The sequence below is a fragment of the Ignavibacteriales bacterium genome (genome assembly GCA_020635255.1).
Taxonomy (GTDB): domain Bacteria; phylum Bacteroidota; class Ignavibacteria; order Tepidaquicellales; family Tepidaquicellaceae; genus JAEYVS01.
In genome coordinates, this window is the sequence record JACKAC010000002.1 from 981,068 (window position 1) to 1,005,911 (window position 24,844).

Genomic DNA, 24,844 nt, shown 5'->3' on the forward strand with positions numbered 1-24,844 from the left:
CAGGAAATTTAAATGATAGATCTCCGCAGTGACACCGTAACAAAACCTTCAAAGCAAATGCTTGAAGCAATGGTGAATGCAGATCTTGGTGATGATGTATTTGCGGAAGACCCAACCGTTAATAAGTTACAACAAAGGTGTGCCGAACTTACCGGAAAGGACCGTGCATTATTCGTTCCTACAGGGTGCATGGCAAACCAGCTTGCCGTAAAAGCGCATACAAATTCCGGCGACGAAATAATCTGCGAAGCCGAATGTCACATCTTTAATTACGAAACTGCCGCTCCGGCAATCATCTCGGATGTGCTCGTTAGACAGCTTCCCGGTACGAGCGGTTATTTCAGTAGGAAGGATCTAGAACAGGCGATACGCCCTCCCGATTATTATTATCCTAAGTCATCCCTGATGTGCCTGGAAAATACTCATAACAGAGCCGGCGGTGCAATTATTCCAATTGACGCAATCGAGGAATTAACCTCATACGCTAAAGAAAGAGGATTAAAACGCCATCTCGATGGAGCGCGTATATTCAATGCTTCGGTCGAGACAGGGATTCCCATTAAGGAATATGCGTCGCATTTCGATACGATATCATTTTGCTTTTCAAAAGGACTTGGTGCTCCCGTAGGATCTATACTATGCGGGGATGATGAGTCTATCACAAAAGCTCACAAATGGAGAAAGATACTCGGGGGAGGAATGCGCCAGGCGGGAGTGCTTGCCGCGGCGGGACTCTACGCCCTGGACAATAATATTGAACGGTTGAAAGAAGACAACGCGCGAGCTAAAAAGTTCGCAGAAGAATTATCTAGGATAGACGGATTCGAGATTGACCCGTCAAACGTCCACACAAACATTATAATTTTTGCAAGCAGTAGAATTAATAAGGACGACCTTGTAAAAAAACTTTCTGAAAAGGGAGTTCTTATTTCATTTGGAAACTATGACTTTCTCCGCATAGTCTTCCATCTTGGTATAGATGATGCTGATCTTGAAAAAGCTTTAGATGCTTTTAAGAGTTTATAGATATTTTTGAATTTAAATTTTTTGGAGATGTAAATGTTTAGGCGGCAGATTGCTGAACACACGTTTTTATTTTTAGGTATAATCAAATGGGTTTTCTGGGCAACTTTTGCCGGAGTAGTTGTCGGCGGAGTTACCACAGGCTTCCTTAAACTTCTCGACTGGGGCATTGCCACAGGTGAGTCGAGCGGTTACCTGCTTTTCCTCATTCCGATCGGACTTTTTCTTAGCGGACTTATCATAAAATATCTTGCTCCCGACGCTGAAGGTCACGGTACAGAGAAGGTGCTCGAAGCAGTTCACAAAAAATACGGTAAGATAAAAGCCGCTGTTGTCCCTGTAAAAGCAATAGCGACTATTATTACTCTTGCGACGGGCGGTTCTGCCGGTAAAGAGGGACCAAGTGCTCAGATAGGCGCAGGTGTTACTTCTATCATGGCGGATATTTTTAGATTCAGTAATGTCGATAGGAGGAAGCTTGTTATTTGCGGTATTAGTGCCGGTTTTGCGGCGGTTTTTGGAACACCAATTGCCGGAGCGATCTTCGGCGTTGAAGTTCTTTTCGTCGGAAATATCCTTTACTCGGTTATGCTTCCCTCGTTCATAGCCGGAATAGTAAGCTATCAGGTGGCAGTGGCTCTCGGAATGCATTACTCATATCACCCCCTGTATTTCGTTCCTGTTTTTAGTGAGTCATTTCTTTTGCAGGTAATTCTTTCGGGAGTTTTCTTTGGCTTGGTTTCTGCGCTTTTCATTGAGATACTTCGCGGCGGAGAAAAAATTGCCGCAAAAATTAAGATCTGGAAACCGCTGAAGGGCCTGATCGGGGGTGCTTTATTGGTAGGACTTGCTCTAGTCTTTTCACAGAAATACCTCGGACTTGGTATTCCTGTAATAGATTCCACGCTTAGGGGTGAGAATATAGAGTGGTATGCCTTTCTCGTAAAATCATTCGCTACGACAATTACATTCATTTCCGGCGGCAGCGGCGGGGTAATTACGCCCATACTCTTTGTAGGTTCGACATCCGGCGCTTTATTTGGAAGTGTCATGGGGCTAGATATAGCAACATTCGCCGCTATAGGGTTGGTGGCTGTGCTTTCCGGTACAACAAACGCTCCTATTGCCGCCAGTATAATGTCTGTTGAACTGTTCGGTCCGCAGGTTGCACCCTATGCAACCCTGGCGTGTGTGGTGAGCTTCCTTATGACGGGTTCACGTAGCGTCTATCCATCGCAGATACTCTCTATGGATAAATCCGCTTCGACTAAATCACAAATTGGTAAGGAAATGGATAAGGTTGAGACGAATTTTGATGCGGAGACCAGACGGCAAATGGCAAGGATACGGCGTATGGCAAGAAAGATCCCTTATGTGAAAGAGATAGACGTAGATACATTAGCCAAGACTATTCGTAAAAGAAAAACTAGAAAAAGAAAACCGGGCGGAGAGGACGAAAATAATTCCCGAGAAAGCCAGGATTAATCTTCCTCAATAGTGACTAATTTGTCGGAATCAAAAATATCACCCGGAGAAACTACGGTTTCATCTAGCGGTATATTCTTGCCGTAACGTTTCTCCATAATTTCTTTTACTCTTTCATGAGTGAGATCGAAATCCTTCATTTTTTTCAATGGACCGATTTCTATACCCAAAGCCTCATTATAGATTTTCCATACAAGTTCCGAGCAGTATATTCTTTCATCAGACCATCCAAAATAGATATCATATTTTTTACCAACCATCTGCTCCCCGGTTGCTTTCATTTTATTAATTACAATGCTGTCAAGTATAGTGTCCTTCAATCGTTTTACTACATAATGCCTTCTTTTTCCCCTGTTTATCCATTCATCCAAAGGTGTGAATTTTACCGGTTGGACTGCTTCGAGAACGAGATAATAGTCACCTTGTTTGAAAATAATCCCCATATGACTGTATCGGGAATGTGTGGCGAGTTGTATTGCTGCACTTTGACGGGAGACTGATTCCTGAAAGATAATGTCACCTTCCTTAAGCGTAGTCGTATCGATTTCTTTACTGCAGGAGAGTAAAGATAGTGAAATTAGATAAAGCAGTATGAGGATTAAACGTTCTCTCATTGTTCTTTCAGGATACTTATTATCTTCTCGATATTTTCCCTGGTGTGCATCGGGAAATTTCCTATACGTATCTGTTTATCCTTATATTCTTTATATCCTGAACCTGCTATTATACCCTGTGAGGCAAGTTTATCCCTGTATTCTTTTGAATTTCCTTCCGGTACGTCAATTACAATTGTTGTCTGTGAACGGTCTTTTACTTCTTTTACAAATGGCTTTAATTCATCCGAACTATCCAGGAAGTCATATAGCAATTTCGCTTTCTCTTCGGTTTCCTGCCTGATTCTCCGCATACCTTTTTCATTCAACTTTTGACATACTCTGCCCAGCAGGTAGATATTCATCACGTTTGGTGTTATTGCTGTCTGGAATTTGTCAACATTCTCTGCCAGCGTAACAAAGTTATGATAGCTTCCGATTATAATGCCTTTCTTCATAAGCTCTTTTGCTTTATCTATACACTTTTCATTGGCAATTATCACACCTAACCCGCCCGGCAGTCCAAATCCCTTCTGCACCGAAAAAAATGCGCAGTCGATCTTGTCAAAATCAATTTTGATATAGGGTACACCCGTTACAATGTCCAGTGCAATGAGCATATCAGGATATTTTCCCTTTAGCTGGTATATATCCTCCATGTTTAGGGCGACGCCTGTACTGGTTTCGTTTTGTGTCAGGCATATTATCTCTGCATCACCGGGAATATTCACATTTTCAAAATCGAATCCCTTACCGAATTCCACTTCAGCTTTTCCCGCATCTTTGCCGAGTTGTTTCGCTATTGTATAAAATCTCTTTGAAAAAGACCCATCCACAAAATGGAAACTTTTCTTTTCGACAAGATTCTGAATTATTCTCTCCATACATTCTGTTCCCGAACTCAAAAAAAATATCCTGAATCCTTCCGGTATTCCAAGAAGTTTTCTCAATTGCCCGTCTGTTTCCCTATATATATCCATGAATTCCTGAGAGCGGTGAGAAAGCGATGGGATATTATCTCGCAACGCGTCGGCGATAAATCCTTTGACCTCCGGGTAGAGCTGTGTAGGCCCAACCGTATGAAAAACTTTTTCCACTAGTATAATATCCTGAATTTAATTGTATGAGGGATGTTCTTTAGATCCTTGATCACCTTTGTATCGTAATCTTTTGCTATGTCGGTAATAACGTAACCTATCAACTCGTTCGTTTTTAGGTACTGCCCTATGATGTTTATGTTACTTTCGGCAAGTGTCTCGTTTATGCGTGCCAATATACCCGGCTCATTAGCGTGAATGTGTATTAACCGGTGTGAATTCTTGAAAGCGGGGAGTTGTATGTTCGGGAAGTTCACGCTGAACATCGAGTCACCCTTATTCACGAATTCGATTATCTTATTTGGGACGAATCTGGCAATATCTTCCTGCGCTTCTTCCGTACTTCCTCCAATATGAGGTGTTAATATCACATTGGGAAGCCCCTGTAATACATTCTTAAATTCCTCCTCGTTGCTATTGGGCTCATTCGGAAAAACATCTACTGCCGCTCCTGATACTTTCCCGCTTTTTATATTCTTTGCCAGCGCTTTCAAATCGACTACAAAGCCCCTGCTCATATTAATAAATATCACTCCGTTTTTCATACGGTTAAATTCCTTCTCACCGATGAAATTTTTATTAGCTGGGTTATCATCTATGTGAAGCGTTATCACGTCACACTTCCTCAGAAGCTCTGTAAGCGTATTGCATTTTGTAGCATTGCTGAGTGCGAGCGTATCTATTTTGTCATAATAATGAACATCCATACCGAGAGATTCTGCCAGCACGGATAGTTGGGAGCCTATTTTGCCATAACCTATTATTCCAAGCTTCTTTCCCCTTATCTCATAGCTATCCTGCGAGGTTTTTTGCCATTTGCCTGTGTGAAGAAGGTTGCTTCGTTCATATACCTTCCTTATAAGCACTATTATTTCTCCAAGCGTCAGTTCCACCACACTCCTCGTATTGCTAAAGGGGGCATTAAATACCGCTATGCCCTTCTTTGTGCATGCGTCATGGTCTATCTGCTTAGTTCCTATGCAAAATGCACCTATGGCTATCAGCTTGTCGGCATTTTCGAGGACCTTCTTTGTTACGTTCGTTTTGGATCGAATGCCTAGTATAGATACGTCCTTGATCTTTTCAGCCAGTTCTTCCTCGGTAAGGCTTTTGCTCACCGTTTCAACGCGGTAACCTTCTTCTGTGAATATCTTCACGGCTTGTTTGTGGATCTTTTCCAGAAGTAAGACTTTGATTCTATTTTTTGGGTATGATATTGCCATAGGTAATTTATTTACAAAAAGAAATTCGTCGATGCTCGGTGTTACGTGGTCGGCATTTTTTAAAACTTTTTCCCGCTCGATGTTCTCAGTGAATGCGTAGAATTTATGGGCGACGCCCGCTTTTTTCAATTCGTAATCCGTATATCCGTCACCGATCACATATATGTCGCCTTCCAGTCTGAGTCTCTTAAGCAGTTTTATTTTCCCGCCCTGCTTCGCGAGTATATTATCCTTATCGTAACCGGTTACTTTCCCTTTCTTGTCAAAATAAAATTCATTGGCGTACACATTTTTCTCCGGTATGCCGTAGTCTTTTACTATGGGAACAATAAATTCCTTAAATCCGCCCGATACGATATAAATACTTTCACTGTTCTCTTTGAAAAACTTTTTATTCCTTGAAACAGACGTGGATATTTTTCGCTTTAACCTTTTTACCAGTTGCTCGATGTCTTTTTTGTCGGTATCCAGCAGTTCCAGGCGGCTCTCCAGCGCTTTTGAAAACGGCATCTCACCGTTCATTCCTGCGGTCGTAAGCTTTTCTATTTCTGCAAGCACATTCTGTCCGTTCTTCTTTCCTTTTGATGAAATAGCCGCAAGCTCTTCCATCGCCTCCACCTTAATAAAAGTGCTGTCGAAATCCACAATAAAATGCGTTTTCCTGTCCTTAAGCATGTACAAAAATGGTTAATTAAAAATTGAGATTAAATTCAGAAATGAAGGAATTAATGGTGTGTTATGCTCGAAATAAGGAAGGATATCACGGATACGAGTATTATGTACAATAGGTATCCCAAAAGCATTGCTAGAAAGCTTCGTATAAGACGCCAGAAAATTTTGCCTTCATTAATTGAGCCGATACCCCATGCAATATATAGAAGTGTAAGATTTTTTATAAACGCAAAATAGGGATTGATAAACACCAGCGGTATAAAAACCGTGTTGAGAAGCATGAAGTGACCTATTATAAAAAAAGAATATGCGATATTCTCAGGGAAACTCTGCTTCTGTTTAGGAAATAATGCCCTTGAAGCGATCGGCATTGTAATTACTAAGAGAAAAATAAAGTAATTAAGATTATTGCGGATCATATCGGAAAATGTATCGGGGCGGTATTCTTTGCCAATAGCTTCGTAAAATGATTTCACCGGGTTGTATCCTGAGATCTTAAAGACCAAAAAATATATTGCTGAACAAAGAATAAAATATTTGATTGGGGTGTAATAGCTTTTTCTTTTCCCGGCTATATATTCATGACCAACTTTACCGGGATTTGTCATCAATCCTTTGAATGTTTTCCACAACGGTGAGTCCAGAGAGAATACGTAATACATCGCGTCATGTAACTGATCCTTAAAATAAATATGACCGTCATTAGCCTTCATTCCGCAATGACTGCAGTATTTATCCGTGAATTGACTTCCGCAGTTGGTACAAGTGTGCATTATCCGAAAATTTTATAAAACGAAACAAATATTAATAGGGTTAAGCCAAGGAATACGATAAAACTTAATACCACGGATAGGAGACTTAAAAGTAATTTTACTATCGGATTTCCCTTGTGAAATGAAAACATACCCCATATAAGGTAGACCGCAAATACTTGATTCCCAATATTTACTTCGGGGAAAAAGTAAATGAATGGAATGTATAATATATTCAGTATCATATAGTGCCCAACAAGGAAAAAGCTATATGCTATATATTCTGCATAATTAAACTTTTGTTTGTAAAAAAATAATTTTGAAAATACCGCCAGGATAGGAACAAGGAGAAAAATAAGATAGTTATAGTTTTTTACTATAATTTCTGAATTACCTACGCTGACAGGATTAATTCCGGTGATTTTTACCAAAAGGAAGTATATTGCCGTACATAAAATGAAATATTTTATCGGTGTGTAATACTTCTTTCTCTTTCCTTCAATATACTCGTGTCCGACTTTTCCGGGATTTGTCATCAGACCTATAAATGTAGCCGTAATAGGCGAATCGACCGAAAAAACATAATACAATGCATCATGAAGCTGATCTTTTAGATACAGCCGTCCGTCATTTTTCTTTACTCCGCAGTGATTGCAGTATTTATCGGTGAACTCTTTACCGCAGTTCGTACATGTATTCATATCTAGTGTGATTTTAGAAATAAGTTTGCAATGTTGCTAACCAAAATAATAAAAAGTGCTTCACTCGCTATAACAGTAAGTAAACTCAAAAGTAACTTTAACCATGGATTTCCTCCGTGAAATGAAAACACACCCCATATCAGGTAAATTAAGAAAAATGTATTTGCGAGAATAATATTAAAAAAGGAATAGAGCGGAATATATAGCAATGTTACGAGCAGATACTGTGCTACGAGCAGAAAAGAATATGCTATATATTCGGAATAATTGTTGTGCTGTTTAAAGAAAAAAATCTTTGAAAATAAAGCTAGTATCGGTACCAGCAGGAATACGAAATAATTTCCATAATGTCTTATTGTTTCAGTAGTACTCTCCTCGAAGGGGTCTATTCCGGTTATTTTTACCAGCAGGAAATATATTGCCGAGCAAAGTATGAAATACTTTATCGGTGGGTAATACTTCTTTCTTTTCCCTCCAATATACTCACGGCCGACCCTTCCTGGATTAGTCAATAACCCCTTGAACGTTGCTGGAAGAGGGGAGTCGAGCGAGAAAAGATAGTACATTATGTCATGGAGCTGATCATGAAAATAAATTCGCCCGTTGTTTTTCCTTACCCCGCATTCCGGACAGTATTTTCCTTCGTATTTAAAGCCGCAGTTTGTGCAGACGTGCATTTAATGTTATTTGTTGTGGGAAAGTCGCTCCAGCTTTAGTCTTCCTAATTTAACTAAGCTGGGACTATTTTGCAGGTCATAAGGTGTAACAAAATCGGCTTCGGTCCAGTCGATATCGTATCTGTGATCTGCTCTCATATAGTCATTTTTAAACTTTTTTATCTCTTTTTTTAGTAATTCCATCTCACTGCTCATATCGTCCGATGCATTATCCAGATATGTTACCGCTATCGCCATCATAATGTCGGCAAGTGAACCGCCGCGTATTTTAGCCTGCGGGATGATGAGTTTTATCCTTTCCGATGTGTCGGCTTCGCTGTAGCATCTGTAGATGAGCTCGGAGCATATCATCGGCTGTTTTCCCTCAGCCAGCATATTTGCAAATGCTGTCCCGGCTCTGTCAATAAGACTTCTGACCACCGGCGCTAATATCTCGAGCGGGAGTTTACGCGTCGCGGTCAGTACTCCGAGCAGCATAAACTGCTCGTAGGAATACCGGTCACCAAAATACTCATACTTTCGCATCACGGACATAACGCTTTCTTTTTCTGTGGAGTCGAGATCTTTGTACCGGTACACATCGACGTAATTGACTCCTTTCACACTCACGTCGAGAGGAATTGATTTTACTCCACTGTCGATTGCCTCCAGCACATTCTTACCGTCATATATTCCCGTGTGACTGTAGTTACCTCCGTCGAAGAACATTATGACCTTCGATATTGCCGAGTTGCCATTATACATTAATATATCGCCCGGCTCCAGGTTTTCACGCGAAATAGTTTGAGCCCGTGTAATCTGTGTAAATAGCAGGAGTAATATTACATGCCCGAAGAATTTCATACTAAAAATTTCATCAATTTTTTTAAAATGGGAAAGCTAAATCGAAAAGAATTTATATTAAATTTCATTTGATTTTTCCCCATTTTTTTGTAAAATATATGTATGAGAACTTAGATTTGAGAAAAAGTTTAGCAACGATGCTTTGAAATTGAAAAATCTGACAAATAAATCACATATATTCAACTATTTATAATTTAATAAATTTTAGGTATTGACAAGGTTATATAAATTATTTAATTTGAAACCGAGTAAGTTAACTTTGAAAGCATAACTTTAATAGTAAAATTACTACAAAATAAGTGAAAAACATTCTGATTGTAGACGATGATTTAACGTCTTTGATTAGTCTGAAGAAAGTACTAGAGGATACCGGTTACGGAGTTATGACGGTCTCTAACGGGGAGGAAGCTCTAAAGAAATTCGCGGATTTTAAGTTTGATGTCCTGCTGACTGATTTAATGATGCCCGGAATTGATGGTATTGAGTTGACCAAAAGAGCTTTATTACTTGATTCAGAGATAGTTGTTATACTAATCACGGCGTTTGGCAGTTTAAAAACTGCAGTAGAAGCAATGAACATGGGCGCATATTCTTACCTTACAAAGCCCCTGGATCACAAAGAACTGCTTCTGACAATTTCGAGGGGACTGGAATACAAATCCTTAAAGCAGGAAAACATGCTCCTCAAAAGAGAGCTCGAGAAGAATGAATCCAACGCGGTATTCCTCTCAGAGAATAAAAAGATCAAAGAGATACTTCATGACGCGAAACTTGTAGCTCAATCTGATTCAACGGTGCTTATAATAGGAGACGACGGGACCGGCAAAGAACATCTGGCAAGGTTTATACACGAGCATAGCCTCAGAAAAGATCATAAGTTCATTTCCATAAGCTGTTTATCCATGCCCAAAACGCTTCTCGAGTCTGAGATATTCGGACACCAGAAGGGATCTTTTGACGGGGCGCTGGAAAATCATAAGGGCTACATGGAAACAGCAGACAGCGGCACGATCTTTATCGATGACATTCAGGCGCTCGATCCGCTCATGCAGGTAAAACTCCTGAACGTGCTTGAAAATAGGACGTTCTCCCGAAAAGGATCTTCTAAGCTCACTGCGACCAATGCAAGAATAATTGTAGCAAGTAAGGACAACCTGAAAGATCTTGCGGACCAGGGCAAATTCAACAGAGACCTTTATTTTAAGGTAAATGTATTCGAATTTACTTTGCCGAGCCTAAAGGAAAGACCTGAAGATGTCATTTTGTACTTCCAGAAGTTCATAAAGGAATTTGCGGTAAAAAATAAAAAGCACATAAAAGAGATTTCACCGGAAGTAAAGAAAGCATTGGTGAATCATTCGTGGCCCGGCAATCTGACCGAGCTGAAAAATGTTTCCGAAAGGATGTCTATACTCGCAAAGAACGGTGTTATAACCGTAGACCTGCTTCCCCACAATATATCTAAGAGGGAAGACACACTTGAACTTCTGCCTTCTAAAGATTTTAATGAAAGCAAACACGCGCTTATAAAGAGTTTTGAAACTGTGTTTATTAAAAAGTATCTCAAGCTGAATAATGGGAATGTCACTGCGACAGCAAGGGATATAAATTTCCACCCTGTAACTTTGAGACAGAAAATTTCCAAGCTGGGCATTAATCCGAGGGAGTTTAAACAGTAAAATTGGTAAGAGTAATAAATATTCCTAACTCATTTTTATAAAACTTCAAAGTAGGAGGGTAAAATGAACACGACAGAAGTAAAAGTAAACCATCGCTCTAAATTCGAGATCTACACTTTCGTATTTATGGCGATTCTATCTGTTGTATTGATCGTTGGATTTTTTGTCTAATGATCACAAGCAATGAATTTTCAAAAGGAGGATATATGAAAATTCGAAAACATGATGGTACGAGGGAAAGCATAACTATTCTTTTTATGCTTATACTAACGATTTCAATGATCGTAGGTTTTATAATCTAAGATTATCTCCTAAAAGTTTTTTTTCGTTCTTTATCCCCCCGTATGCTAGACCAGGATTAGTTTATTCCTGGTCTTTTTTTATTGTTTTATGGCATTTTATAAGGACTTTCATAGATTTATATAAAAATGCTATATTATTGATGAGTAAGGGTAATATATGCCGCAATTACGGGATGAGTGGGTAAGCCTAAATGTAAGTAGATATGAAGATATTCTCATTGTCATTAATATATATTCTTTTGGCATCGCTAAATGCTAGCTCCCAGGTGTATAACGAATATTTCGATAAACGCGATTTTTCGGTTACCACCTCAGTTAATTATGTAACCTCAGCCTCTATTCAGTTAAATCCAAACTCCACTGATATTATCGAGCAAAACCAGATCGAGGAGCTTCACGGCGGGATCAGTTATGGTCTGTCTATAAAAAAGAAGATGTTCGGGGACGACATAATGCTGGGGCTTTCTGCCGAATATCTGCACATCGAGGATGATAATCAAAAGGAGAGGGTGTTTAACGGGGCATCTACCGTAAATTTGAGAGTTACCGAGATAATTACCGTACTTCCGGTCGAATTATCCGTATATTATAAGCTCCCTAAGTTCACGGAATCATTTAACTTATTGTTAGGCGGTGGAATGGGAGTATATTTCGGTACCAGGGAAAGAAAGATACTTAACCTGCAAACTGAAACTAATTCGACGGAACAGGCGTTAAATTTTCATATAATAACAGCCGCAGAATACATTATCTCAAGGAATCTTTCGGCTGTTGCCGATATAACCTTCAGAGAAGGTGAATATAGGGTTGATAGTTCTTTTCCTACAAACCGCGTCAGAGTGAACGGGACCACTTACATGATACAGCAAAACTACGATTCAAAGATATTTATCGATGGTCTTAAGCTGGGGCTGGGTTTGAGCTATTATTTCAATTAAAGGGCATATAAATGAACAAACGCTATACAATTTCACTATTTCTACTGCTAACGATAATATTATCCGCGAATACCGGGTATTCCGGAAACATCATCAACTATTCTAAGACTTCATTTATTGTAAAGATGAAGCAGGACCTCGGCGTATCCGAAGCTACAGGCAAGATATCTACTCACACCGGCATAAGATCCATCGACGAAAAGAATAATAAGTATCGGATAAAAAATATTAAAAGAATATTTGAGCTGAATAATGGCGATGCTGAGCTTTATAAGGAACTAGAGATGTCGAGGATATATCTCTTTACACTTGATGAAAAAAATGTTTTTGATGTAAAAGAAATTGTAAGATCGTATTCTGATGATGAAAATACCGATTACTCCGAACCGAATTACCTCGGTCAGGCCGCCGGCAAAAAAGGAAGGGACATGGGAATACTGAACCAATTCGCCACGACACCAAATGATGAAATGATGTACAGACAGTGGTATATAAATAATGATGGTTCTATAACACCCAGCGGAAGAAGGAGCGCGTCACGCGTTGGGGCCGATATAAATATGCTCAAAGCCTGGGAAATAGAGACCGGTTCATCCGAGATCGTAGTTGCCATACTTGATTCAGGGATCAGGGATGACCACCCCGATATCAGGGAGCGAATCTGGATCAATGAAGACGAGATTCCTAATAACGGCATAGACGATGATAGAAACGGCTACGTTGACGATTATAAAGGTTGGGACTTTGCTTATGAAGACAATCGTCCTACCGATGGTTTCGGTCATGGTACGAATATAGCCAGCGTCATTGGCGCTGTTACAAATAACGGTATTGGTTTTGCCGGAATAAATCAGGCATGTAAACTGATGAACCTGAAAAACCTGCGCGATGATAATTTCGGCGAATATTCATGGTGGGCGGAATCAATTAAATATGCCGCTGATAATGGCGCTGATGTAATTAATATGAGCGAGGGTGGTGATGATTACTCGGAGACATTAGAGACCGCAGTGCAATATGCTGTAAGGAAAGGCTCCTTTATAGCCGCCGCGATGATGAACAAAGGCGACAGCAGGGATTATTATCCCGCGAGTTTCAATGGTGTTTGCGCTGTTGGTGCGACCGATACTGATGACAATAGATGTACACAATTCTCCTGGGGCGGAGGAAGCTGTTTCGGCAGGCATATCGCTGTAGTAGCCCCGGGTAATAAGATCTATGGATTGGATTTTGAGGATATAAACGACTACACTGTTTACTGGAGCGGTACGTCACAATCTACTGCGATAGTGAGCGCTCTTGCCTCACTGCTGTTAAGCCAGAACCCCAATAGAACTAATAAGGAAATTGATAAGATCATAAAGGTCACTGCGCACGATCAGGTAGGCGACAGGGACGAGGATTCGCCCGGCTGGGATAAGTACTATGGGTATGGCAGAGTCGATGCATACCTTGCGCTGACATACGACATTACCCCTGAAATTCAGGAAAAGATTAGAGAAATAGAAGACAATACTAAGAAATTCGAAACTAAGAATAAGAAAAAGGACGACGCTGAAGCCAGCGATGGCGACAGCAGGAAAAAGGACAAGAAATCTGACGCCAGGACAAAATCAAAGCCCGCAAAACCTGACTAGGAAGTAATATTACGTAGTTAGTTTAATTTTAAAAAGTTAAGCCTTATTTTCACTTAAGGTTTAACTTTTTTTGTTGGTACACATGGATACAGGGAAAATAAAAGATACCCTTGTGGGAAGGGTGAATAACGTTGAATATTTCGACGAAATTGATTCTACAAATGATTACGCAAAGAAAAACAACTCGCCCGACAATACGTTGATTCTTTGCGATTATCAGACAGAGGGTCGCGGCCGTTTCAAAAGAAAATGGGACGCTGTCAAAGGTGAAGATCTCACCTTTACCCTAGTGAAAAGTTTTAAGCTCGCGATCGATGACATGCAGTTAGTGAATTTCTATACAACGTATGTTACGTTCTCTGCATTGAAAGAATTGCTGGGTGAAAACTCATCAGCTCTGCGTCTTAAATGGCCGAATGACATTCTTATCGGTGGGAAAAAGATCTGCGGAATACTGATAGAAGTAAAAGACGTTAATAAACTCGAGAAACGTTTTATAATCGGGATAGGAATAAACGTAAACCAGGAGAGCTTCCCGGATGACATAAAAAAGAAAGCGACCTCTATTCTCATTGAAACGGGTGAAAAGCTCAAGCGCGAAGATCTGCTCTTAAAGATAATGGACCTGTTTTACGAAATGAGCGATCTCATCGGGGATAAAGAAAGCCTCTTCTCATTATGGAAAGATAATTTTGAGCACATGGGTAAGAAAATAAAAATAAGAAAGTTCGTAGATGACATCGAAGTCTCAGCTCTGGTAAAAGGACTTCGCACTGACGGCGGTCTCGAGCTCGAAATGGAAGACGGAAGCATGCAGGTATATTACTCCGGTGAAATTAGCCTCACATATGACAACTAGATCATGAAGATTCTATTAATCCTTATCGCAGTAAGTTTGTTTTCTTGTAACTCTGCAGGTGTAAATAGCGGAGATAATGGATTGCTTCCTTTAGTAAAAGGAAACAGCTGGAGCTATGATTACGACGTCGAGCTAAATCCAAAAAGCTCATCATTTAAAATAGAGAGTGTTTCAAATTCATCCGGCGAAACGAAAGCTGTCTTTGATTCTTTCCCCGTCCTCGGAATGTGGGATACTAAAACAACAGTATTAGAAAAAAGTGACGGCTCATATTACCTGGATTACCCCGAGGCAATGGATTTAATGTTCATTCCTCCAAAAGAAAAGATAAAGACCGGGTACAAATGGACTTCCGGAGAATGGAACTGCAACGTAGCAGGCGATAACGAAGATCTGCTGGTATCCGGCAAAACATACAAGAATTGTGTTCACATATCATTTTCAGCTTCGATCACCTTCTGGGGTGAGTTTTGGGTAAAAGAAGGCGTTGGTATCGTAAAATGGCAATTTCTACGGACAAATCCTCCGACGACTGAACTCGGACATTATTTATTAAAAGAATATTCGTTAAAGTAAGGAAAAATATGGTACATGGTATTTATGTAAACGCTGTAATAATGGCGCTGATGGTTTTCTTTTCCTGTAAGGGAGGTTCCGGCGGTGACGGCAGCAGTACGGGCACCAATTTCACACTAAAAGATTACTACTCTTCCAATGCCGACCTCGACAGTAAGGTTGATTTAATATATAATGGGCTTTCGGACGGACAACGAGTTGCGCAGATGATAATTTCATCCGCCGGCTCTAACGGCAAATCGGATAACGAGGTGCAGGGACTTATTAATGACGGTATCATCGGCGGAGTAATCTACCTTGGCGGGTCGAAGGACGAATTTACCACGATGTCGTCACAGCTACAGAAATCCGCAATTGATAATGCAGGTTACCCGTTACTTATATCCACAGATGGAGAGCCGAGCCTTATTAATAAAAAAATTTCCGGAATACAGGAGTTTCCCAAAACGAGCGAAATAACTACCACAGAAGATGCTAGTAAGACCGGCGCGGAGATAGCCGACATCTTAAAGAGCATGGGCATCAATTATAATTATGCTCCGGTGTGTGATTACGGTTTTAATAAAGAGATTATCAGTACGCGGTCATTCGGAGGTGATGAGAGCGGTGTAGGGAAGCTCGCGGGGGCCTTTATCACTGCCACGCAGGACAACGGCGTTATAGCAACTGCGAAACATTTTCCCGGTCACGGTAATGTAAGCGGTGACAGTCACAATAAAGTCGTTTATATTAACGGCGAACTGAAAGAGTTATACATATTCAAACAAGCCATAGATGCCGGTGTGATTTCCGTAATGGCAGGTCACATCGCGATAAAAGGAAACCCGCAGTATAATACGGACGGACTTCCGTCTACTCTATCGAAAGATATTATTACCGGACTGCTTAGGAATGAGCTCGGTTTTAAAGGATTAATTGTAACCGACGGTATGAACATGGGTGCTGTGATGAAGCTGGGCAATGCCTCGCTGAAGGCATTCAAAGCCGGATGCGATCTTATAATAATGGAGCCCGATGAGCGGTCGCTTCATGCTTCTATAATGAAAGAAATATCTTCCAATGAAGAGATGCGCAGTCAGATGGAAGAATCCGTAAAAAGAATAATCCGAGCCAAGGTCTGCCTGGGGCTGTGGTAAAAATTCGATGTTAAAATATCGGTGGAAGATGCTCTGTGACGTAAATATATTTGTATAAAAAAAGCAATGAATACAGCTGAAAAACTAACAAAACAACTGCCCTCCGAGACTGAAATGCTCAGGGCTTTTAATAATAGTGACAGGTCATACGATGGTATTTTCTTTACTGCTGTAAAGACTACCAGTATCTTCTGCCGCCCGTCATGCCGTGTTAAAAAACCCCTTAAAAAGAACATAGAGTTTTACGCTACCGCGAAGGAAGCCCTTTTTGCCGGCTATAGACCGTGCAAAAGATGTAAACCGATGGAGATCGGTAATGACACTCCGGACTGGGTTAAAAAACTAATGGAAATAGTTGATAAGAACCCCGAGAAAAAGATCCGCGATTATGAAATGCGTCAAATGGGATTCGAACCGTCCAGGGCGCGCAGATTTTTTAAACAGAAATATGGAATGACGTTCCACGCTTATTGCAGAAGCAGAAGACTTGGCAAAGCATTTTCACTGATTAGGAATGGTGTGGAAATAGCCGATGCTGTTTTTGATAACGGTTACGATTCACATAGCGGGTTCAGGGATGCTTTTTCCAAGACGCTCGGCTTTGCACCCGGTAAATCATATTCAAAAGACTGCATGGTAACATCATTATATGAAAGCCCGCTCGGACACATCATTCTTGCCGCGAATGACAAAGGCTTATGCCTTGCTGAATTCAGCGACAGGCGTATGCTCGAATACCAGCTAAAAGTGCTGAATAAATATTTCAAAAGCCCGCTCGTGCCCGGACGTAATAAGTTCATCGAACAAGCCGAATCAGAACTCGAAGAATATTTCAAAGGCAATTTAAAAAACTTCAAGGTACCTATAGAATATCCCGGAACGGAGTTCCAGCAAAAAGTCTGGGAAGGTCTTCGAAATATTCCTTACGGCACTACTGTCTCATATGTCGAACTTGCGAAAAAAGTCGGTACACCAAAAGGTTCACGCCCTGTCGGAACTGCAAACGGTATGAACCGGCTCGCAATAATTATCCCATGTCACAGGGTTATTAAAAATGACGGTTCGCTTGGAGGTTATGGCGGGGGCTTATGGAGAAAGAAAAGACTGCTTGAACTGGAAGGCGTGACGGGTATCGCTTAATATCTTTTGGGCATTGTGAGCGTGTTCAGATTGTCGTTGTCCGCGTATTCAAATCCCACACCGTAGGTCTTTAGAAAGCTAAGACATGTTATTATCTGGAGCTTCACCCTGTTCGGAAGTTCATATCCGTACTCGAATACAGGCGGACCCGACCCGAATGACCCGTTGCGGTATGTCTCTACCGTATATGAATCTATTCCCAGCACGTCCCTGAAGTAATCCTGTGAGTACCCTTTTTCCGGGGCTGAGGGCAGATTTATTATAGTGAACTTATGGTCATCTGCCATTCCGGTATTTATTAACTGCTGTGCATAGAGCAATGTTGTATCGTCTATCAACGCATCGAAGTCGAAGTTATCGCACTTCCCATGACATGATATCAGCACCTGTCCCATATAAAAATCTTCACAGTCGTACCGGTTCACTCTGTCATCGTTAAAATCCTTGTCCTCGTGCAGGTTCAGCACCAGGACTGGGGTATATTCTTTGATAAGGTTTGTAAATTCATCGGCAACTATAGCTTCATAATTGGACATGTCCCTGTCTGCATTACCCGGGAAGTTCCTGTTCATGTCATATATCTGATTAAAATTTACATACCTTGTTCGCGTTACCTTATCACATGCCGGCTTATTCAGTCTTGGAACAATGATAACCGTCCCTTGCGTAACCCTTAAATTTATCAGCAGATCGTCGCACGCGTAACTTCCGGCAACTTCATCGCCGTGCATTCCGCCGTCTATGACCACGATAGGAGATGGCGTTTTATTCTTCTTTGAGGAGATAATATAGTAGGGAGTCTGGTAATCGGCTCCAGGCGCGAGATATTGCGGTACGATGGTAACACCATAAAAATTCTTAATTCCATCGCCTGCAAAAGTAAGACCGGAGAGGATCAGGATATATAGTATTGAAAAGCAAATTTTATTCATTCCCTGGTCGAAATTGCTTAAGATATGGAAAAATATTAAAAACGTTGAAAAATTGCCATTCAGAAAGGTATTTGCTATTACTTCCTTTATTTTAAGAGCATCATTTTTTTAGTTGACTAAATTCATCACCTATTATTTGATAATAATACACTCCGCTTTGATAGATAGTGCATCCCAGACGGTATCTGAAGTCTATGCAAATTATCAGCGCTGTAAGAGATTTCCTACATTTGCGTAGGAAATCTCTTGTTTTTAATTCTCGGATTTATTAGAATCCCTCTAGATTTTCAATATTACAGTTCAAATACTCACATTTTCTTAGTTAAGCCCTGCCCAAGGTTTTCTCCTTATAAATCTTAATTTGGAGGACTAGTGATTAAATACATACTGATCATTTTACTGTTATCAAATTCATTGTTTGCATTTGACAATGGTAACCAGCCATCTATCTCAACAATACTCAATCCTGACGGAACCGTAAAGACGGGAATGAACGGAACTTATAATGTTGAAGGATTTAAAATGGAGTACACACATAGTGGAGCTCCAAAATTTGTATCCTCAGATTCTCCGCCTCCTCCGCCCTACTGGGGTACAGAGTTCTCTCCGAAAGGGATGAACAATACTGTATCATCATTAGCAGTAATAGGTACAGACCTGTATGCAGGAGGAATTTTTGACACGGCAGGAGGAGTACCAGCTAACAGTATAGCCAAATGGAACGGTACAACCTGGTCATCGCTCGGATCAGGGATGAATGGTGGTGTGCTTTCATTAGCAGTGATTGGCACAGACCTGTATGCAGGAGGAATTTTTACAACGGCCGGAGGAGTATCTGTTAACTTCATTGCCAAATGGAACGGTACAACCTGGTCATCACTCGGATCAGGAATGAATCTTGCAGTAAATTCATTAACAGTAATAGGTACAGACCTGTATGCGGGTGGTAGTTTTACAACGGCAGGTGGAGTATCTGCTAACCGTATAGCCAAATGGAATGGTAGTACCTGGTCATCACTCGGATCAGGTATGAACAATACTGTAAGGTCGTTAGCTGTAATAGGTACAGACCTTTATGCCGGAGGTGATTTTACAAATGCAGGAGGTGATCCAAATGCAGACTATATAGCCAAATGGAATGGTAGTACATGGTCATCACTCGGATCAGGGATGGATGATAGAGTAAGAGCATTAGCCGTAATAGGTACCGACCTGTATGCAGGAGGACAATTTACCACGGCAGGTGGAGTATCTGCTATCCGAATTGCCAAATGGAACGGCGCTTCCTGGTCATCACTCGGATCAGGGATGAATAATTGGGTATGGTCATTAGCGGTAATAGGTACAGACCTGTATGCCGGAGGTGATTTTACAACGGCAGGAGGAGTATCTGCTAACCGTATAGCCAAATGGAACGGTAGTACCTGGTCAGCTCTCGGATCAGGTATGAACAATATTGTATGGTCATTAGCGGTAATAGGTACAGACCTGTATGCCGGAGGTGATTTTACAACGGCAGGTGGAGTATCTGCTATCCGTATAGCCAAATGGAACGGTACTTCCTTGTCATCGCTCGGATCAGGGATGAGTAATAGAGTATGGTCATTAGCAGTAATGGGTACAGACCTTTATGCAGGAGGACAATTTACGACGGCCGGAGGAGTATCAGCTAACCGTATAGCTAAATGGAACGGCACTTCCTGGTCAGCTCTCGGATCAGGGATGAATACTGCTGTAAGATCACTAGCAGTGATTGGCACAGACCTGTATGCCGGAGGACAATTTACAACGGCAGGAGGAGTAACTGTTAACCGTATTGCCAAATGGAACGGCACAACCTGGTCATCTCTCGGATCAGGGATGAATAATTGGGTAAATTCATTAGCAGTAATAGGTACAGACTTATATGCAGGAGGTGATTTTACAACAGCAGGAGGAGTATCAGCTAGCCATATAGCCAAATGGAACGGCAGTACCTGGTCAGCTCTCGGCTCAGGGATGATTGGTGGTAGTGTATTGTCGTTAGCAGTAATGGGTACCGACCTGTATGCAGGAGGATGGTTTACGACGGCAGGAGGAGTATCTGCTAACCGTATTGCCAAATGGAACGGCACAACCTGGTCATCTCTCGGATCAGGGATGAATAGTGATGTATTTTCATTAGCAGTAATGGGTACAGACTTATATGCAGGAGGTGACTTTACAATGGCTGGAGGAGTATCAGCTAGCCATATAGCCAAATGGAACGGTACAACCTGGTCAGCTCTCGGATCAGGGATAAATAGTTTTTTTAGTGATGTAAATTCATTAGCAGTAATAGGTACAGACCTGTATGCCGGAGGTAATTTTACAATGGTAGGAGGAGTATCATCTAACCGTATTGCCAAATGGAACGGTACAACCTGGTCATCTCTCGGATCAGGATTGAATGATGATGTAAATTCATTAGCAGTAATAGGTACAGACCTGTATGCCGGAGGAATTTTTGACACGGCAGGAGGAAATCCTTCACACTATATTGCCCGCTGGCATGACGACTCTCTAATAACAGGCATTATTGAAAACCCTGCGTATATTCCGGATAAGTATTCTCTTTACCAGAACTATCCAAACCCGTTTAACCCGACAACTATGATCAAATTCGATATACCTAAATCCGGGTTTGTATCATTAAAAGTATATGATATTACCGGCAGGGAAATAACAACCCTGGTAAACGATGTATTGGAGCCGTCCGCATATGAAGTAAGTTGGGATGGTTCACAATTTTCCAGCGGGGTATACTTTTTCAAAATTATAGCCGGAGATTTTGTGAAGGTGCAAAAAATGATGCTATTGAAGTAGTACCTTTTAAAATATTATTCTTTTAAAAAGAGGCGCTCAATTTCCATAGGTGTCTCTTTTTTATTTTTAACTTCTCATCATATTTTACTATTTTGAATTAACTACTCCTGCCGGGGTGGCGGAATTGGTAGACGCACCGGACTCAAAATCCGGCGAGGCTCAAACCTCGTGAGGGTTCGACTCCCTTCCCCGGTACTGCTATGCTTGGGGGAATATCCTGTTATTACAGGGATTCCTTTTCATACAAAAAATTCCCTGTTATATTAATAGCAGGGAATTTATTTTTGGTATAGAAATTGTACATAGAATATTGAAAAATTAAAATCTTATCAAAATGTGTGGAATAGTAGGCTATATCGGAAAAAGAAATGCCCGACCCATAATAATGGACGGTTTAAAAAGACTGGAGTACAGAGGCTATGATTCAGCAGGTATCTCAATTATAAAAGATGGCGAAAATGAGATAATTACATATAAGCAGAAGGGTAAAGTATCCGATCTGGAAAAAAACCTGGATATTGATAAATTTAATGGTACGGTTGGGATAGGACACACACGCTGGGCTACTCACGGCGTACCAAATGACGTGAACGCGCATCCGCATTTTGACATGGATTACAATATAGTTTTGATTCATAATGGTATAATTGAAAACTATAAAACCATAAAGACAAAACTTGAACGGGAAGGATATACTTTCCGAAGTGATACGGATACCGAAGTGCTGGTCAACCTTATAAACTATAATTACAAACAAAAAGGCGATTTTGAAATAGCAGTGAGGATGTCCCTCGCCGAGGTAGAGGGAACCTACGGCATCGCCGCCCTTTGCGCGCAGGAGCCCGATAAGATCGTCGTCGGAAGAATGGGTAGTCCCCTCATGCTCGGTATCGGCGTGGAAGAGATCATCCTCGCCTCCGACGCCTCCGCAATAATTAACCACACAAAGAACGTGATGTATCTCGAGGACGGCGAGATGGCCATCCTCACAAAAAATGGCTTCCAACTAAAAACCATTGAAGACAAGGATATATTTAGAGATATACATGAGCTGGATTTCGACCTTGAACAGATAGAAAAAAGTGGTTTTGATCACTTTATGCTGAAGGAGATATGTGAGCAGCCGGATACGATACAGAATACGTACAGAGGGAGGATCAATTTTGAGACGGGGATGGTGAAGCTGGGTGGTCTGGAGCGGATACAGGACAAGCTATTTAATGCGCCAAGGATATTGATCACGGCGTGCGGCACGGCATGGCATGCGGGGTTGGTAGGGGAGTATATGATAGAGAATTGCTGCAGGATTCCGGTGGAGGTAGATTACGCATCAGAGTTTAGGTACCGTAACCCGGTGGTAAGGGAGGATGACGTGCTAATCGTGATAAGCCAGAGCGGAGAGACAGCTGACACACTAGCGGCGCTAAGGGAAGCGAAGAAATACGGAGCGACAACAGTGGGCCTGGTGAACGTGGTGGGAAGCACAATAGCGAGAGAGGTGGATGCGGGGTCATACATACACGCGGGACCGGAGATAGGTGTGGCATCGACGAAGGCATTTACGAGCCAGCTGATGTCGCTGGCGCTGATCTCACTGATGATAGCGGGAGAGAAGAAAACGCTTTCACAGGAAGAGCTGATAAAGATAGCTCATGAGATAAAGCTGATCCCGGAAAAGATACAAAAGGTTATAGATAACAGGAAGGAATATGAGTACATCGCGCAGGAATTTAAGGACGCGAAGAATTTCCTATACCTGGGCAGGGGATATAATTTTCCTGTAGCGCTGGAGGGCGCATTGAAACTAAAGGAAATCTCCTACATTCACGCGGAGGGGTATCCATCTGCTGAGATGAAGCACGGACCTATAGCGCTGATAGATGAGAATATGCCGGTTGTATTTATCGCGCCGAAGGACGAAACGTACAGTAAGATAATATCCAATATAGAGGAGGTGAAGGCAAGGAAGGGTAAGATAATCACAATCGCGAGCGAAGACGATGATGAGATAGCTAATTATTCGGATTATGTAATAAGGGTACCGAAGACGATATCGATGCTTTCGCCGATCATAAATAATATACCGCTACAATTCCTGGCATACTACATCGCTACCGCAAGAGGATGCAATGTAGATCAGCCTAGAAACCTGGCAAAAAGCGTTACTGTAGAGTAGATCCTCTTAAAATCGAATTTTATCCATATAACAAGTCCCGGAATTTGGCTATTCCGGGGCTTTCCATTTAGATTTACCACTTCGGTTCGTTTGTCTGATAATAATATTAAAAAATTCCATAAATAAGCAACCCGGTAAAGTAATTTATTTTAAATCATTACTTTGAATATTCCACTTGATTTTAGGAGTCATAAAAACTAAAATGAAATACACACACTATCATGCTTAAAAAATTATTATGATGAAAGCATATCTCATAATTTTTTTTTTTTTATTGCGTTGAATGTAAATGCCCAATGGATATTCCAGACCACAGGCGTAAGCGTACCTCTATGGGACATAGAATTTATTAATGAAAACACAGGCTGGGTCTGCGGAGAACAAGGTGTAATCCTTAAGACAACGAACGGCGGTAATGTATGGGAAATTCAGAACACAGGGATCAACAATAAGGTCCTCTATGGTATCTATCCGGTAAATGACAGTGTGGTTTATTGTGTCGGTTTTTTCGAAACAATATTGAAGACAACGAACGGCGGTGAGAATTGGATCGCTATAGAGAACGGACCTGCAGGGCAGGGGGATAGCTACTACTCAGTTTTCTTTTTAAATGAAGATACAGGATGGATCGGGTCCAATTCATTAGCTACGAGAAAAACAACTGATGGAGGTTCTTCTTTTAATAACCAATTTATATTTACAATACCAAGAGATCTTTTTTTTAAAGATGCAATGAATGGAGCCGGATGCGGGTGGGGAGCGACAATTGGCACAACTACAAATGGTGGGAATAACTGGAATGTAGAACAATACTGCACACCCGGTTTAGGCTGTGAAGATTTTTACAGGTTTTCCTTTATAGACGATTTTACAGGGTTTGTGGTTGGAAGAAGCGGAACTACACTTAGGACAACAGATTTTGGATTTAACTGGGATAGTGTTGGTTTTGTAGAGGGTAATGCGGAGTCAATGATATGTTCACGCTTCAAGAGTGATTCGATCGGCTGGGCAGGGGGTACATCCTATCTATTTAAATCAACAAATGGCGGAGTAAGCTGGAAGAGAGAGACTCCCACCGCGGGATATTTTACGAGTATCTACGCGATTAATGACAGCATAGTCTGGGCATGCGGTAACCCGGGGCGGATCTGGCATACGAAATCAGGAGGAGATACTACAGTAAATATTACCCAGATCGGTAACGAGATCCCATCTGGGTTTGCATTAAAGCAAAACTACCCGAATCCTTTTAATCCATCGACAAATATACAGTTCGATCTTCCAAAGGACGGCTTTGTAACGTTGAAAGTGTATGATGTTTCCGGCCGAGAAGTGGAAACGTTAGTAAATGAGTTTAAAAAGGCAGGAAGCTATATTGCCGGGTTTAACGCTTCACATCTCTCCAGCGGGGTCTATTTTTATAAGATAAATGCGGGAGGTTTTGAGGAAACCAGGAGGATGATACTGGTTAAGTAGCTAAAAAAGGTGCTTCGGCACCTTTTTTATAACAGAAATTCCATAGAGTAAATCGTTGAATTTTATCGGGAATTTGACGAATT

20 protein-coding genes and 1 tRNA gene are annotated in these 24,844 nt (G+C 41.2%); 13 read left to right on the forward strand and 8 right to left on the reverse strand.

Translation table 11 applies throughout. The annotated features are described in order from the left end of the window. Window positions 1-12: 12 nt before the first annotated feature. Window positions 13-1,026, forward strand: coding sequence for an aminotransferase class I/II-fold pyridoxal phosphate-dependent enzyme (locus tag H6614_12325; GenBank protein ID MCB9244452.1), 1,014 nt, complete (start codon window positions 13-15; stop codon window positions 1,024-1,026). Between the two features lie 33 nt (window positions 1,027-1,059). Continuing rightward, window positions 1,060-2,508: a chloride channel protein gene (locus H6614_12330; protein MCB9244453.1), complete on the forward strand. Its 1,449-nt coding sequence runs from the start codon at window positions 1,060-1,062 to the stop codon at window positions 2,506-2,508. On the opposite strand, the gene H6614_12335 is transcribed toward H6614_12330, so the two are convergent. The 7 genes from H6614_12335 to H6614_12365 are packed head-to-tail and all read right to left on the reverse strand — an operon-like array spanning window position 2,505 to window position 9,066. Continuing rightward, a complete protein-coding gene (locus H6614_12335) occupies window positions 2,505-3,122 on the reverse strand; it encodes a YiiX family permuted papain-like enzyme (protein ID MCB9244454.1) in 618 nt (205 codons plus the stop codon). The two genes, H6614_12330 and H6614_12335, sit on opposite strands and share 4 nt — an antisense overlap. Further along, entirely contained in the window at window positions 3,119-4,198 is a 1,080-nt protein-coding gene (locus tag H6614_12340; protein ID MCB9244455.1) for an alanine--glyoxylate aminotransferase family protein, read from the reverse strand. Before H6614_12340 ends, H6614_12335 begins: the two co-directional genes overlap by 4 nt. Then, a complete protein-coding gene (gene serA / locus H6614_12345) occupies window positions 4,198-6,096 on the reverse strand; it encodes a phosphoglycerate dehydrogenase (GenBank protein ID MCB9244456.1) in 1,899 nt (632 codons plus the stop codon). Before serA ends, H6614_12340 begins: the two co-directional genes overlap by 1 nt. 50 nt (window positions 6,097-6,146) lie before the next feature. Continuing rightward, window positions 6,147-6,866: a DUF3667 domain-containing protein gene (locus tag H6614_12350; protein ID MCB9244457.1), complete on the reverse strand. Its 720-nt coding sequence runs from the start codon at window positions 6,864-6,866 to the stop codon at window positions 6,147-6,149. Then, a complete protein-coding gene (locus tag H6614_12355; protein ID MCB9244458.1) occupies window positions 6,866-7,546 on the reverse strand; it encodes a DUF3667 domain-containing protein in 681 nt (226 codons plus the stop codon). Before H6614_12355 ends, H6614_12350 begins: the two co-directional genes overlap by 1 nt. A 2-nt stretch (window positions 7,547-7,548) precedes the next feature. Beyond that, on the reverse strand, window positions 7,549-8,223 hold the full coding sequence (locus H6614_12360) for a DUF3667 domain-containing protein (protein MCB9244459.1): 675 nt from the start codon (window positions 8,221-8,223) through the stop codon (window positions 7,549-7,551). Between the two features lie 6 nt (window positions 8,224-8,229). Continuing rightward, window positions 8,230-9,066 carry a hypothetical protein gene (locus H6614_12365; protein ID MCB9244460.1) on the reverse strand — a complete coding sequence of 279 codons (837 nt, stop codon included), beginning with the start codon at window positions 9,064-9,066 and terminating at the stop codon, window positions 8,230-8,232. A gap of 299 nt (window positions 9,067-9,365) precedes the next feature. On the opposite strand from H6614_12365, the gene H6614_12370 reads away from it, so the two are divergent. The 7 genes from H6614_12370 (at window position 9,366) to H6614_12400 (ending at window position 17,333) form a co-directional block, all read left to right on the forward strand. Continuing rightward, window positions 9,366-10,745, forward strand: a complete 1,380-nt coding sequence (locus H6614_12370) for a sigma-54-dependent Fis family transcriptional regulator (GenBank protein MCB9244461.1) — start codon at window positions 9,366-9,368, stop codon at window positions 10,743-10,745. A 505-nt stretch (window positions 10,746-11,250) separates the two neighbouring features. Beyond that, window positions 11,251-11,985 (forward strand): hypothetical protein, encoded by a 735-nt coding sequence (locus H6614_12375; GenBank protein ID MCB9244462.1) that lies wholly within the window; start codon window positions 11,251-11,253, stop codon window positions 11,983-11,985. Between the two features lie 11 nt (window positions 11,986-11,996). After that, window positions 11,997-13,622 carry a S8 family serine peptidase gene (locus H6614_12380; protein MCB9244463.1) on the forward strand — a complete coding sequence of 542 codons (1,626 nt, stop codon included), beginning with the start codon at window positions 11,997-11,999 and terminating at the stop codon, window positions 13,620-13,622. 82 nt (window positions 13,623-13,704) lie between these two features. After that, the gene (locus H6614_12385; GenBank protein MCB9244464.1) at window positions 13,705-14,481 is read left to right on the forward strand and encodes a biotin--[acetyl-CoA-carboxylase] ligase; all 777 of its coding nucleotides are present in this window, start codon (window positions 13,705-13,707) and stop codon (window positions 14,479-14,481) included. A gap of 3 nt (window positions 14,482-14,484) precedes the next feature. Further along, window positions 14,485-15,057, forward strand: a complete 573-nt coding sequence (locus H6614_12390) for a hypothetical protein (protein MCB9244465.1) — start codon at window positions 14,485-14,487, stop codon at window positions 15,055-15,057. Between the two features lie 8 nt (window positions 15,058-15,065). After that, window positions 15,066-16,193, forward strand: coding sequence for a glycoside hydrolase family 3 protein (locus H6614_12395; GenBank protein MCB9244466.1), 1,128 nt, complete (start codon window positions 15,066-15,068; stop codon window positions 16,191-16,193). Window positions 16,194-16,259: 66 nt separating this feature from the next. After that, on the forward strand, window positions 16,260-17,333 hold the full coding sequence (locus tag H6614_12400; GenBank protein ID MCB9244467.1) for a bifunctional transcriptional activator/DNA repair protein Ada: 1,074 nt from the start codon (window positions 16,260-16,262) through the stop codon (window positions 17,331-17,333). Here the strand turns inward: H6614_12400 and H6614_12405 are convergent. Then, on the reverse strand, window positions 17,330-18,265 hold the full coding sequence (locus H6614_12405) for a succinylglutamate desuccinylase/aspartoacylase family protein (protein MCB9244468.1): 936 nt from the start codon (window positions 18,263-18,265) through the stop codon (window positions 17,330-17,332). The two genes, H6614_12400 and H6614_12405, sit on opposite strands and share 4 nt — an antisense overlap. 372 nt (window positions 18,266-18,637) lie before the next feature. Between H6614_12405 and H6614_12410 the strand changes: the two genes are divergently transcribed. From H6614_12410 to H6614_12425, 4 genes are all read left to right on the forward strand, one after another. Beyond that, a complete protein-coding gene (locus H6614_12410) occupies window positions 18,638-21,109 on the forward strand; it encodes a T9SS type A sorting domain-containing protein (GenBank protein ID MCB9244469.1) in 2,472 nt (823 codons plus the stop codon). 109 nt (window positions 21,110-21,218) lie between these two features. After that, window positions 21,219-21,304: transfer RNA gene (locus H6614_12415), tRNA-Leu, on the forward strand. Window positions 21,305-21,443: 139 nt separating this feature from the next. Then, window positions 21,444-23,285: a glutamine--fructose-6-phosphate transaminase (isomerizing) gene (glmS, locus tag H6614_12420; GenBank protein MCB9244470.1), complete on the forward strand. Its 1,842-nt coding sequence runs from the start codon at window positions 21,444-21,446 to the stop codon at window positions 23,283-23,285. 279 nt (window positions 23,286-23,564) lie between these two features. Then, window positions 23,565-24,761 carry a T9SS type A sorting domain-containing protein gene (locus H6614_12425; protein ID MCB9244471.1) on the forward strand — a complete coding sequence of 399 codons (1,197 nt, stop codon included), beginning with the start codon at window positions 23,565-23,567 and terminating at the stop codon, window positions 24,759-24,761. Window positions 24,762-24,844 lie beyond the last annotated feature (83 nt).